The following is a 13075-nucleotide window of genomic DNA, read 5'->3' on the forward strand; positions in this document are numbered from 1 at the left end:
AGCTGTGCTGAAAAGGCGGGCGAGCGGGCCATATCATCCTGCCCTCGGCCACGCTATTGCGGAACCGGCCAAACGCCCTAAATCCTGCGTGACGCTGGTATGCATCCGCCCGTGTCCAAAGGTTCGCCGTGATCTACGTCCTTGCCGCCCTCTTGCCGCCGATCGGACTGCTCCTGAACGGACAGCCGTTTTCGGCCATCTTTAATCTGGTCCTGATCGTGTTTTGCGCGGTTTTCGGGCTGTTTTTCCACGTGTTGCTGCTGGTGCCGTCGGCCCATGCCGTGATCGCGGTCCACATGAAGCGCGAGGACCGGCGCCATCGCGAAATGGTCGAGGCGATCCGCCGCCATGGGCCGCCGCCGGGTTACCGGGCGCCCTAAACCGGCCCCCTAAAAAGGCCTGTGCATGGCTGGCAAACACTTTGATTCGTCATGCCGCCATGCTATCGACCAGCGTCAACCCCACCGATGGGCGCCGATTCGACGGTGACGCAGCGAGCGTCGCCGCAGGCGGCGTTCATCCGTAAGACCATCGCGGCTGGGCCGCAGATATAAGGAGTTGGCAATGGCCACGGGATTTCCGGCTATCCGCGAAGCCTTCACGTTCGACGATGTGCTGCTGAAGCCCGGTTTGTCCGACGTGCTTCCCTCGGAAGTCGATATTCGCTCGCGCGTCACCCGCGCGATCTCGCTCAACATTCCGATCATGGCGTCCGCGATGGACACCGTCACCGAGGCGCGCATGGCGATCGCGATGGCGCAGGCCGGCGGTCTCGGCGTCATCCACCGCAACTTCGATCCGGAAGGGCAGGCCGCGCAGGTGCGGCAGGTCAAGAAGTTTGAGTCCGGCATGGTGGTCAATCCGCTGACCATCGGCCCCGACGCCACGCTGGCCGATGCGCTGACCCTGATGAAGGAGAACGGCATCTCGGGCATTCCGGTCGTCACCGGTGCCGCCAAGAACGTGCCGGGCAAGCTGGTCGGCATCCTGACCAACCGCGACGTGCGTTTCGCCAGCGATCCCCGGCAGAAGGTCTCGGAGCTGATGACGCACGAGAACCTCGTCACGGTGCGCGAGGGCGTCGGCCAGGACGAGGCGAAGCGGATGCTGCACAAGCATCGCATCGAGAAGCTGCTCGTCGTCGACGACCAGTATCGCTGCGTCGGCCTGATCACCGTCAAGGACATCGAGAAGGCGGTCGCCCATCCGCTCGCCTGCAAGGACGAGCACGGCCGCCTGCGCGTCGCCGCTGCCACCACGGTCGGCGAGACCGGCTATGAACGCACCGAGCGGCTGATCGATGCCGGCGTCGACGTCGTCGTGGTCGACACCGCGCACGGCCATTCGCGCCACGTGCTCAATGCCGTCAACCGCATCAAGCGGCTCTCCAACGCGGTGCAGGTGGTGGCCGGCAACGTCGCGACCGAGGGCGGCGCGCAGGCGCTGATCGATGCCGGCGCGGACTGCATCAAGGTCGGCATCGGCCCGGGCTCGATCTGCACCACGCGCATCGTCGCCGGCGTCGGCGTGCCGCAGCTCACCGCGATCATGGATGCGGTCGCGGCGGCGAAGAAGGCCGACGTGCCCGTGATCGCCGACGGCGGCATCAAATATTCCGGCGACCTCGCCAAGGCGCTCGCCGCCGGTGCCGACATCGCCATGGTCGGCTCGCTGCTCGCCGGCACCGACGAGACGCCGGGCGAAGTCTTCCTGTGGCAGGGCCGCTCCTACAAGGCCTATCGCGGCATGGGCTCGGTCGGCGCGATGGCGCGCGGCTCGGCCGACCGCTACTTCCAGCAGGACATCAAGGACACGCTGAAGCTCGTCCCCGAAGGCATCGAGGGCCAGGTGCCCTACAAGGGCCCGGTCGGCAATGTGATGCACCAGCTCGCTGGCGGCCTCAGAGCGGCGATGGGCTATGTCGGCGCCAAGGACATCAAGGATTTCCACGACAAGGCCGAATTCGTCCGCATCACCGGCGCCGGCCTGCGCGAGAGCCACGTCCACGACGTGACCATCACGCGCGAAGCCCCGAACTATCCGGGCGGGGTGTAAGCCCCAGCACCGTCATTCCGGGGCGGTCCGAAAGACCGAACCCGGAGTCTCGGGATTTCCGGGATGCCATCATCCGCTAGGCGAGCCAGCGCTTGCGTCGCTTGTAGTGCTTCACATCGCGGTATGATTTTCGCTTCTCTCCGGCGACGCCAAGATAGAACTCCTTGACGTCCTCATTTGCGGCGAGCGCGTGCGCTTCGCCGTCCATCACCACGCGGCCGTTTTCGAGGATGTAGCCGTGGCTTGCATATCTGAGCGCCATATTGGTGTTCTGCTCGGCGAGAAGAAACGACACACCTTCCCTGGCGTTGAGATCCTTCACGATCTCGAAGATCTCTTCGACGATCTGCGGCGCGAGGCCCATCGATGGTTCGTCGAGCAGGATCATCTTCGGGCGCGACATCAGCGCGCGGCCAATCACGCACATCTGCTGTTCGCCGCCCGACGTATAGCCGGCGGTGGAACTGCGTCGCTCTTTGAGGCGGGGGAAATAAGCGTAGACACGTTCAAGGTCCTGCGCGATCGCGAGCTTGCCGTCCGTCCGTGTAAAGGCGCCGGTCAGGATGTTCTCCTCGACCGTCAGATGAGGGAAGGCGCGCCGCCCCTCCATCACCTGGATGCAGCCGCGTCGCACCACCTCGTTTGGCGACAGGGACTTCACCTCGACGCCGTTGAACAGGATCGAGCCCTTGGTGACCTCGCCGCGCTCTGCGTGCAGCAGATTGGAGACCGCCTTCAGCGTCGTCGTCTTGCCGGCGCCGTTGGCGCCGAGAAGCGCAACAATGCCGCCTCGCGGGACCTCCAGCGAGACGCCCTTCAACACGAGAATGACGTGATCGTAGACAACCTCGATATTGTTGACCGATAAAATCAGCGCTGCCGCTTCCGTCGCAGCGGTGACGACCTTGGCGATTGACATGCGCAGACCTCCAAACCGAGCAGGGGCTGCGATCCGGGAGCAGGCAATCCTGCCTCCCGGATCACTCGCACGGGTCAGGTTTCTTTCGCGCAGTCGCGCGGCTTGATCTTCTTCTCCGCGGCATACTTCGCGGACACGTCGGCGACGAGCGGTTCGATGAGCGATTCGTCAGCCGTGTACCAGTCGGAGATCACTTTCCAACCCTTGCCATCCCATTGCTGGACGCGCCCGTAGCGCGCGCCTTCGTGGTCGGAGCAGGAAATGCTGACCGGCTTCAACATTCCCTCAAAGCCGAGCTCCTTGATTCGTGCATCGGTGAGTATGAGGTTCTCAAGCCCCCAACGGACCTGCTCGCCCGTCAGCGGTTGCTTGCCGAATTTTTCTTGCGCCTTGCGGATCGCCTCTACGCCGAGCATGGCATTCGTGATGCCGCGGTTGTAGAGAACTTCGCCGATCTTGCCAGGTTCTGTCGAACCCTTTCCCTTGGCGTAGACGTACTTCTCTATGTCGGCGTGCGCGGGGAATTTTCCTGCGCCATGCTGAAGCATCAACGATTTGTAGCCGCTGGCCTGATCGCCCGCCGGCGTCACATCCGGCTCCGCGCCTGACCACCAAACACCGATCATCTTGTCGCGCGGATAGGCGACGGCGGCCGCTTCCTTGATTGCCGTGCTGTTCATGACGCCCCAGCCCCAGACCAGGACATAGTCCGGCCGGTGCTGGCGGATCGCCAGCCATTGCGACTTCTGCTCGACGCCGGGATGCGTGACGGGAATCGGCGTGAACTCAAAGCCGTACTTCTGCGCCAGCACCTGCAGCATCGGAATTGGCTCTTTGCCGTAGGGGCTGTCATGGTACAGCAGCGAAATCTTCCTGCCTTTCAGCTTGTCGAAGCCGCCGAGTTCCTTGGCGACGTGCTGGATCGCGATGTCGGCCGCGGACCAATACGTGCCGAGCAATGGAAAATTATATGCGAACACCGCGCCGTTCTTGGAATCGGCACGGCCATACCCCATCGTAATGATCGGGATCTTGTCAGCCGCGGTCTTTTCGGTGAGTGCGAAGGTGATCCCGGTCGACAGCGGATTGATGAAGGCCGCGCCGGTTGGTCCTTTGCTCTTGAGACGCTCGTAACACTCCACTCCCTTGTCGGTCGCGTAGCCCGTCTCGCATTCCTCGATCAGAATCCTGACGCCGTTGATGCCGCCGTCACGTTCATTGATCAGGTTGTAATAGTCTACCACGCCGTTTGCGTAGGGCGCGCCGTTCACAGCGTACGGTCCGGTCCGGTAGGACAGAATTGGGATGAACTGTTCGTTTTGCGCTGCGGCCGGTGCGCTAAGCGCCGCGCCGGCCAAGGCGATCGCGAGTATCAGTAACCTGCGTGCAATACTTGCCATATTGATATCCTCCTTGCGGTACTTCCTTCCTCTCCGTTGTCGGCGGCCGTCACCCGATTGCGATCAAGGCACGATCACTGCCTCAATAGGGAAACGGCCAAAGCCTGAGCTTCTCCTTGCCGATCGAGATCAGCCGGGCGAAGCCATGGGGTTCCTTGATGAGCAGATAGCAGATCAAGGATCCGAAGATGATGAACTGGAGGTGAGTGATCGTTTGCGTCGACAGTGGCAGGCCGAGCTTGGTCGGAATCACATTCAGCATGATCGGCACGATGAGGATGAACGCTGCTCCGATGAACGAACCCATGATCGAGCCGAGCCCGCCGATGATGACCATGAACAGAAGCTCAAGCGAGCGGTCGATCGAGAACGCGAGCGGCTCCCATGAACCGAGGTAGACGAACGCCCAGAGCGCACCCGCCACCCCGATGATGAACGAAGAGACCGCGAAAGCCGTCAGTTTTGCATAAAGCGGCCTGATGCCGATCAGCTCGGCGGCGATATCCATGTCGCGGATCGCCATCCACTGCCTGCCGAGATTGCCGCGCACGAGATTTTTCGCCAACACCGCCATCACGGTCGCGAAGAGCAGGCACAGCAGGTAGCGCTCGACCGGCGAGCGAACGACCATACCGAAGAAATCCAGTTCCGGCGCATTCACTGATCCCGACGGGGCGTAGTTGGTGAACCACGGGAGCCGCAGGAAGGCCCAATCGAAGAAGAACTGCGCGGCGAGCGTTGCGACCGCCAGGTAGAGACCCTTGATCCGGAGACTGGGAATGCCGAACAGGATTCCGGCACCCGCCGCCATGAGCCCGCCAAGCAGAATGGATGCCAGCACGGGCAACGGTGGGATCGCGATCGCGAAGCCAAGCCAGGCAAGCGGGATATGAACGCCGGTCGCCAGCTTGTAGGCGGAATAGGCGCCGATGGCCATGAACGCGCCGCTGCCGAGCGAAATCTGGCCGCAATAGCCGACGAGAATGTTCGTCCCGATGGCGGCGAGCGCCAGGATGAGGAAGGGCAGCAGGATGGCCCACAACAGATAGTCGGTGCCGAACGGCCAGATCCGGAAGGTGGCCAACAGCGGCACGCCAATGAAAGCAATCGCGAGCAAGACGGCGAGGGCGATACGATCCTGCCGGATCGGGAAGATCGCCATATCCTCCGCATAGGTCGCCTTGAACTGGCCAGCTTCGCGATAGAGCACAACGACCTCCCTGCCTCAGACACGTTCGATGATGCGTTCGCCGAACAGGCCCTGCGGCCGCAAGAGCAGCACCGCCAACGCCAGCACATAGGCAAACCAATATTCGATGCCGCCGCCGATGGATGGCCCGAGATATACCTCTGCGAGCTTCTCACCGGACCCGACAATCAGCCCGCCGACGATCGCTCCGGGAATGGAGGTGAGGCCGCCGATGATCAGGACCGGCAAAGCCTTCAGCGCGAGAAACGTGATGGAGAACTGCACGCCAAGCTTGGTTCCCCACACGGTCGCCGCGACGAGTGCAACGAGTCCGGCAACGAGCCAGACCACGAACCAAATCCAACTGATTGGAATCCCGATCGAGTGCGCGGCCAAATGGTCGTCGGCCACGGCTCTGAGCGCGCGACCGGTCTTGGTGCGCTGAAAGAAGACCGCGAGGCCGGCGACCAGGACGCCCGCGATCAATGCGCCCCAGACATCCAGCTTGTTGACCAGAATCCCGCCCGGGAACAGGCCTTCAAACAAGAACCAGGCGTCGGTCGGGAACAGCCGCAGCGGGTAGACATCCGATCCGAAGATCATCTCCGCGGCGCCCTCGATAACGAATGTCACGCCGATCGTCGACATGAACAGCGTCAAGCCATCCTGATTGACCAGAGGTCCGATCACGAACCGCTCGATGAGCCAGGCGGTTGCTGCCATGATCACGGCGGCAAAGCCGATAGCGAGGATGACCGCGACCCAAAGCGGAAGGCCGTTGGCGACCAGGAGGTCGAGGGCGCGAACCAACGCCAATCCCGCGAGCAACACCATTGCTCCCTGCGCATAGTTGAATACGCCGGATGCCTTGAAGATCAGCACGAAGCCGAGAGCGACCAGCGAATAGAGCACGCCGGACATCAATCCGCCGATCAGGACCTCGAGAAACTGACCCAGTGCGATCATGGACGCACCTCAATGCGCGACGCCAAGATATGCGTCGATGACAGCTTGGCTTCTCTTCACTTCATCAGGCGTGCCGTCGGCGATCTTCACGCCGTGATCAAGCACCGCTACGCGATCCGACAGATCCATGACCACGGCCATGTCGTGCTCGATCAGGGCAATGGTCGTGCCGTAATGGTTGTTCACATCAATGATGAACCGCGACATGTCCTCCTTCTCCTCGAGGTTCATGCCTGCCATCGGCTCGTCCAGGAGCAGAAGGTCGGGCTCCATCGCCAGGGCACGACCGAGTTCGACACGCTTCTGCAAGCCGTATGGCAGACGCCCGACGGGTACCTTGCGGATTGTCTCGATCTCCAGGAAGTCGATGATCTCCTCGACCTTGCGCCGATGCTCGATCTCCTCTGCGAGGGCAGGGCCATAACGCAGCAGCTGCCACAACAGCCCCCGGCGCACCTTCAAGGTGCGGCCTGCCATGATGTTGTCGAGCGCGCTCATGCCCTTGAACAGGGCGACATTCTGAAAGGTGCGCGCGATGCCGCCGCGCGCCGCCTCGAACGGCTGCATTTTGGACCGGGTGCTTCCCTTGAAGGTGATGGCGCCATGGTTGGGGTGATAGAACCCGTTGACGACGTTCAGCATTGAGGTTTTGCCGGCGCCATTGGGGCCGATGATGGCGCGAATTTCGCCTTTTTTGACGTTGAACGAGACGTCCCGCAGCGCCTTGACGCCGCCGAAGGCCAGTGCCACGCCCTCGACCTGCAGCAGGATTTCGTTGGTGTTTGGGGCTCTCATGCCGCTCTTCCCAGCGATTCTGCCGGACCGATGATTTGCATGTCGCGAATCTCGACTCGTGCAGCGATCGTGCCCTTCCGGCCATCCTCAAACATCACTTCCGTGGAAATGTCGGCGTCATGCGCTCCGTTGTAGAGTGCCGTGACCAGCGACGCATAGCGTTCGGCAATGAAGCGGCGGCGCACTTTCTGCGTGCGGGTCAGCTCGCCGTCATCCGCGTCGAGCTCCTTGTGCAGAATGAGGAAGCGGCGAATCTGGGCGCCCGCAAGCACCGTTTCCCCTGCCAGGGAGCGGTTCACCGCGGCAACGTCTCTGGCGACCATGTCGTAGACCAGCGGATGCCCGGCAAGCTCCTGATAGGACCCGTAGGCGACGTTGTTGCGTTCCGCCCAATTCGCGACCGCGACCGGGTCGATGTTGAGCATGGCGCATACGAACTCTCTGGAGTCACCGAACGTGATCGCTTCCTTGATATTGGGATAGAACTTCAGCTTGTTCTCAAGGTACTTGGGAGCAAACATCGTGCCGTCAGCCAATCGACCGACGTCCTTCGCACGATCGATGATCTTCAGATGCCCGGTCTTCTCGTCGAAAAAGCCCGCATCACCGGTCCTGACATATCCGTCGGACGTCGTCGCTTCCGCGGTCTTTGCCTGATCCTTGAAATATCCGAGGAACATGCCGGGCGAGCGAAACTGCACTTCGCCCGAGTCCGCGATGCGGATGTCGACGTTGGGCGCCGGCGGACCAACCGTATCCGGATAGATCTCGCCATCGGGCTGACACGTTACATAGAGGAACGCCTCGGTCTGGCCGTAGAGCTGTTTCAGGTTCAGTCCGATGGCGCGGTAGAACGCGAACAGATCCGGACCGATAGCTTCGCCTCCGGTGTATGCGACGCGCACCTGAGACAGGCCAAGAACGTTCTTGAGAGGCTCGTAGACCAGCCAGCGCCCGAGCGCATAGAGCAATCGGCCCGACAGCGGCACCGGACGTCCCGTCAAGACTTGCTCGCCATACCGCCGCGCGACGTCCAGAAAGTAGCTGAACAAGTGCCGCTTGATTGGCGCTGCGTCCTCCATCCTGACCATCAGCCGCGTCAGCATGGCCTCGTAACCGCGTGGCGGGGCGAGGTAGAAGGTTGGTCCTATCTCATGCCGATCCTGCTCGATTGTGTTGCTGCTCTCGGGGCACGCCATGCAGAATCCGGCCACCAAGCCTTGCGCATAGCTGACGTAATGATCGCCCGCCCAAGCCAGCGGCAGATAGGCCAGCACCACGTCCTTGTCGGTCAACTTGTCGAACCGCGTGGTGTCGGTTGCAGCATCGATGCAGCCTCGTGCCGACAGCATGACGCCCTTGGGCGCGCCGGTCGTTCCCGAGGTGTAGAGGATGATCGCGATGTCCGAACCGTTGCCGGCCCGAATGGATTCATCGATCCGTTCGCCAAGTGCTGCGTCGGCTGCAAGCGCGGCGCGGCCGTCATTGATGATATCGCCGATTGCGATCAGTCGACCGTGGTCGTAGCCGTCGATTCCGCGCGGTTCGTCGTAGATAATCCTGTTGAGTTGCGGCAGTCGGTCGGACACCGAGAGGACCTTGTCGACCTGCTCCTGGTCCTGCGCCGCGACCAGCGTCACCTCGGCGTGAGCGAGAACAAAAGCAAGCTCATCAGCCACTGCATCGGAGTAGACCGGAACGGGGATTGCGCGCAGCGTCTGCGCTGCCATCATGGTCCAGTAAAGCTTGGGCCGATTGGAGCCGACGACCGCGATTGTCTCGCCAGGCCGCAAGCCGAGGCGATGCAAGCCGGCAGCGTAGCTACGTATGATCTCGGCAACCTCAGCCCAGGTCCAGCTCTGCCAGATGCCAAGATCCTTGTGCCGGAACGCTGGCCGCGTGCCAAATTGTGCCGTGTTTCGCAGCAGCAATTTGGGAAACGTATCATACGATCCGTCGCCGGCCATGTCGGTCTCGATCCAAAAACCGAAGCGTTGGTTCGCTCCTGTTATGGTGATGCCTGCCCCATTTTTGGGTAGCAGACATGCGAGTGCCGCATGGTCCGAGATTACAGCGAATCGAAAGTCCGACAAGTGCCAGATTGATAGGTCGCGTTTTTGCCGCGGGCGCGCCCGGCAGAGATAGGTCTACCGGCTGCCAATTCGCCGAAGGTGAATCCGGCCGCCACCAGACGGACATTGCGGCGCGAAGACGCTGATCGGCTCTCAAGAGGTAACCCCAATGCTTCGGAGAGCCTCACGTTCGTCGGACGGTCCCGCGAAGCGGACCGAAGTCCTGCGCCATCAGGTTTCGAGGGCGACCGGAAACCGATTGCCGATCAGCTGGGCGGCCGCCCTCGTTCCGACCATGGAGGGCCGCCTGACCGCCTGGCTTCGCCGTGCCGGATCGCGAGGTCGGGTCAGGCGACTTGACGATGGCCGCTTCGTTTGCCGGTGGCGCGCCGTGACAAACTGCCGACACCAGGGGGCCCTGCGAACCGCCGCGACGTGACGGTATCGCGTTGGCGCCAATGTGCCTGGCATGATGGCTGTCATTTCAAACAACATTTCAAACAACGCAACGCGAAGACAGCAAATCCATTTCCCTTGCGGGGAGGTGGATTGCATGACTACGTGTGCGCCACGAACCAATCATCCCAAGAGGAAATCATGTCCCAAGGAAAGCGCATCGTTCTGGCTTCGCGCCCGCACGGCGAGCCCACGTCGGCCAATTTCAGGCTCGAGGACTACACGCCGCCGGCACCGGGTGCGGGCGAGGTGCTGCTCCGCACCATCTGGCTGTCGCTCGATCCCTATATGCGCGGCCGCATGGCCGACGGTCCGTCCTATGCCGCACCGGTGCCGGTCGGAGGCGTGATGGAAGGCGGCACGGTGAGCGAGGTGATCGCCTCCAACAATCCCGGCTTTGCCAAGGGCGATATCGTACTGTCGCGCGCGGGCTGGCAGACGCATGTGCTGTCCGACGGCAAGGGCCTTGCCAAGATCGATCCGAAGATCGCGCCGATCTCTACCGCGGTCGGTGTACTCGGGATGCCCGGCATGACCGCCTACACCGGCCTGCTCGAGATCGGCAAGCCGCAGGCGGGCGAGACGGTGGTGGTCGCGGCGGCGTCCGGCGCGGTCGGCTCGGCGGTCGGCCAGATCGCCAAGATCAAGGGCGCGCGGGCGATCGGCATCGCCGGTGGCAAGGACAAGTGCGCCTACGTCAAGAACGAGCTTGGCTTCGACGAGTGTCTCGACCACCGCGATCCCAATCTCGCGGCCAAGCTGAAGGAAGCCTGCCCGAAGGGCATCGACGTCTATTTCGAGAATGTCGGCGGTGCGGTGTTTGACGCGGTGTTTCCGCTGCTCAACGCGTTCGCGCGCATCCCGGTCTGCGGTCTGATCGCGCATTACAACGACACCGAAGCGCATGCCCCGAAATGGGCCGGCGCGATGATGCGCAACATCCTGACCAAGCGGCTGACCTTCCGCGGCTTCATCGTCAGCGACTTCGCCGCCATGCACGGCGACTTCCTCCGTGACATGTCGCAGTGGGTGCGCGAGGGCAAGGTCAAGTACAAGGAGTTCGTGACCGAGGGCCTGGACAGCGCGCCGGAGGCCTTCATGGGTCTGCTCAAGGGCGCCAATTTCGGCAAGCAGCTGGTCCGGGTCGGGCCGGACAAGGCTTGAGTTGAAGGCCCGGAAGCTCCCATTCCGCGCAACAAGGTATCAAAAGCGCGACAATGGCGGGGATTTGGGGGCCTTTTGGCCCCCATTTGCTTGACGGAGACCCGCAGCAGTTGATTCAATATGGCTATATTTCAGGTGTAGCCATGATTTTTGAAGCTATTGTTTTCGGGGTCATTCTCCTCGCCGTCGGCTATTGGGCGACGATGTTCGTCATGGGCCGCCGCGACGACGTCTTGCATGGAAAATTCGTCGAGGAGCAGCCGGACACGACGCCGGTCCGCTTCATGCCGCACGTAGCTCGCGCACGCCCCGCGCCGGCGGCACCACAGCCCGACAGGGACTCGCTGCAGGCGCTGCTCACCGTGATCAAGCAGGACCTGCACGACGCGGCGCGGAGCTGACGCGGCTCAGGCCGGCTGCTTGCCGAGCAGCATGTCCAGGTCGACATCGACCTGGCCCTTCGCCCTGACGTGGCGGACCTCGAAACTGTCGGGCTGGAAGCGGTACTCGACGAGACCGGTTTCCTTGATGCCGATCACCTCCTGCCGCGCGTCGGAGATGACGAAGCCGGCCGAGGGCGCCCAGATGTGTCTGACATGCTCGAACGTATAGTCGCGACGCTGGTGCACATGGCCGCTGCCGACCAGACGCCAATCGACCTTGCCGAGCATCTCGATCAGGCGGCGGCGCGCCGGTTGCGGCACGAACCGGATCGCGGTCTCGGCGCGCTCGGCATCGTAGGGCAGGTCGAGATAGAGCGGCTTGTGCAGGAACAGCGCGACCGGCCTGCCGACGGCCTTGTCGAGCGCGCCCGCGAGCCAGTCGAACTGCTCGGCCTCGCTGTCGAGGCCGGTGTTCATGATCAGCGAATTCAGCCCTATGAAGCACCAGCCGGCAGCGTCGAAATGCCAACGGTCCTCGCCGAGCACCGAGGTGAAGGCGCCGCGCGTCTCCTCGGTCGGCAATTGTGAAGGCGTGGGGCCGACCGCGGTCGGATTGTCACCGATGTCGTGATTGCCCGGCAGATAGAGGCAATCGACGGGCAGCGCGTTGTGCAGCTCCTTGGCGAACGCCAAGTCGTCGCGGCTGGTCGGCCCGTCGAACGAGACGTCGCCGGAGTTGAGCACGAGATCGGGACGCGCAGCGTCGATGTGCTCGCTGACGCGACGAAAGTTGTCGATCAGCGGCTTGAAGCGGCGCGCGAGATGGGTGTCGGAGATCTGTGTCAGGCGAAATTGGGGCATGCATCGCTCCTTTCGGCCGGAGCATAGGTCGGCGCGAAGTCGGAACGATGACGATTTCGCCGTCTTATTCGATGCTCTGTTTGATGCCTTGTTTGATGTGTTGTTTGGCTTTGCGCCTTTTGGGGCGGTCGCTGGATCGCCAGTTGCCGCACCGATGCCGGCGAGCCCGCCGTCACCATGCCGGGCAGGCCGCTGCCGGGGGGCGCGCTGTCGAGGATGGGGTGATGATGCTGATCGGGCCAACCGTGAGGGACTGAAACCGCCATTGGTCCTGGGAGTTGGTCACCCGGGCTCGGATCATGGTTCAACGGGTTACCGCGCACGCTTCATTGTGTTGGGGGCGAGTGGCGGCTAAGAGGGCGGCGGGCGCCCGCGGCTGAGGGAGATTTTTGATGTCGGTTCAAATGGTTCTGTTACCGGTCTTCATCCAGATCGGGATCACCTTCGCGCTGTTGTTCGCCATGGCGACGACGCGCACGAGGGCGCTGACGAGCGGCGAGACCAAGATCGGCGATATCGCGCTGCGCGAGCCGAACTGGCCGGCCCAAGCCACCAAGTTCGGCAACTGCTTCGCCAACCAGTTCGAGCTGCCGATCCTGTTCTATGTCCTGATCGCTATTGCGCTGCCGCTGCGCCGTGCCGATCTGTTCATCGTGTTGATGTCCTGGGTGTTCGTGGTGACACGATTTGCCCATGCCGGCGTGTTCGTCACCTCCAACGACGTGCGGCCGCGCTCGCTCGTCTGGTTCGCCGGCGCGCTGGTGCTGGCAGCCATGTGGCTGTATTTCGCGCTCAGACTGCTGCTGCTGATCTGA

Annotated in this window: 12 protein-coding genes; 5 read left to right on the top strand and 7 right to left on the bottom strand. The window is 62.6% G+C overall.

Going from position 1 to position 13075, the window contains the following annotated elements; genetic code table 11:
* The first annotated feature begins 128 nt into the window (after window positions 1-128).
* A complete protein-coding gene (locus ACVI1L_RS31560; protein WP_018271177.1) occupies window positions 129-380 on the top strand; it encodes a hypothetical protein in 252 nt (83 codons plus the stop codon).
* 184 nt (window positions 381-564) lie between these two features.
* The gene (gene guaB / locus ACVI1L_RS31565; protein ID WP_028344677.1) at window positions 565-2055 is read left to right on the top strand and encodes an IMP dehydrogenase; all 1491 of its coding nucleotides are present in this window, start codon (window positions 565-567) and stop codon (window positions 2053-2055) included.
* A 76-nt stretch (window positions 2056-2131) separates the two neighbouring features.
* On the opposite strand, the gene ACVI1L_RS31570 is transcribed toward guaB, so the two are convergent.
* The 6 genes from ACVI1L_RS31570 to ACVI1L_RS31595 all read right to left on the bottom strand — a co-directional run bounded on the left by ACVI1L_RS31570 (window position 2132) and on the right by ACVI1L_RS31595 (window position 9291).
* Window positions 2132-2974 carry an ABC transporter ATP-binding protein gene (locus ACVI1L_RS31570; RefSeq protein ID WP_057019776.1) on the bottom strand — a complete coding sequence of 281 codons (843 nt, stop codon included), beginning with the start codon at window positions 2972-2974 and terminating at the stop codon, window positions 2132-2134.
* Window positions 2975-3048: 74 nt separating this feature from the next.
* On the bottom strand, window positions 3049-4374 hold the full coding sequence (locus tag ACVI1L_RS31575) for an ABC transporter substrate-binding protein (protein WP_057019777.1): 1326 nt from the start codon (window positions 4372-4374) through the stop codon (window positions 3049-3051).
* 82 nt (window positions 4375-4456) lie between these two features.
* Window positions 4457-5584, bottom strand: coding sequence for a branched-chain amino acid ABC transporter permease (locus ACVI1L_RS31580; RefSeq protein ID WP_456784668.1), 1128 nt, complete (start codon window positions 5582-5584; stop codon window positions 4457-4459).
* 15 nt (window positions 5585-5599) lie between these two features.
* Window positions 5600-6529 carry a branched-chain amino acid ABC transporter permease gene (locus ACVI1L_RS31585; protein ID WP_082653982.1) on the bottom strand — a complete coding sequence of 310 codons (930 nt, stop codon included), beginning with the start codon at window positions 6527-6529 and terminating at the stop codon, window positions 5600-5602.
* A gap of 9 nt (window positions 6530-6538) precedes the next feature.
* Window positions 6539-7324 (bottom strand): ABC transporter ATP-binding protein, encoded by a 786-nt coding sequence (locus tag ACVI1L_RS31590; protein ID WP_057019778.1) that lies wholly within the window; start codon window positions 7322-7324, stop codon window positions 6539-6541.
* Window positions 7321-9291 carry an AMP-binding protein gene (locus tag ACVI1L_RS31595; protein WP_456785636.1) on the bottom strand — a complete coding sequence of 657 codons (1971 nt, stop codon included), beginning with the start codon at window positions 9289-9291 and terminating at the stop codon, window positions 7321-7323. The genes ACVI1L_RS31590 and ACVI1L_RS31595 overlap by 4 nt, the downstream gene beginning before the upstream one ends.
* A 702-nt stretch (window positions 9292-9993) precedes the next feature.
* Between ACVI1L_RS31595 and ACVI1L_RS31600 the strand changes: the two genes are divergently transcribed.
* Window positions 9994-11016: an NADP-dependent oxidoreductase gene (locus tag ACVI1L_RS31600; RefSeq protein WP_076826615.1), complete on the top strand. Its 1023-nt coding sequence runs from the start codon at window positions 9994-9996 to the stop codon at window positions 11014-11016.
* Between the two features lie 53 nt (window positions 11017-11069).
* A complete protein-coding gene (locus tag ACVI1L_RS31605) occupies window positions 11070-11417 on the top strand; it encodes a hypothetical protein (RefSeq protein WP_456784669.1) in 348 nt (115 codons plus the stop codon).
* A 6-nt stretch (window positions 11418-11423) separates the two neighbouring features.
* On the opposite strand, the gene ACVI1L_RS31610 is transcribed toward ACVI1L_RS31605, so the two are convergent.
* Window positions 11424-12260, bottom strand: a complete 837-nt coding sequence (locus tag ACVI1L_RS31610) for a metallophosphoesterase family protein (protein ID WP_456784670.1) — start codon at window positions 12258-12260, stop codon at window positions 11424-11426.
* Between the two features lie 392 nt (window positions 12261-12652).
* Between ACVI1L_RS31610 and ACVI1L_RS31615 the strand changes: the two genes are divergently transcribed.
* Window positions 12653-13075, top strand: a complete 423-nt coding sequence (locus ACVI1L_RS31615; RefSeq protein ID WP_057019781.1) for an MAPEG family protein — start codon at window positions 12653-12655, stop codon at window positions 13073-13075.

The sequence above is a fragment of the Bradyrhizobium sp. USDA 4516 genome (assembly GCF_054055915.1).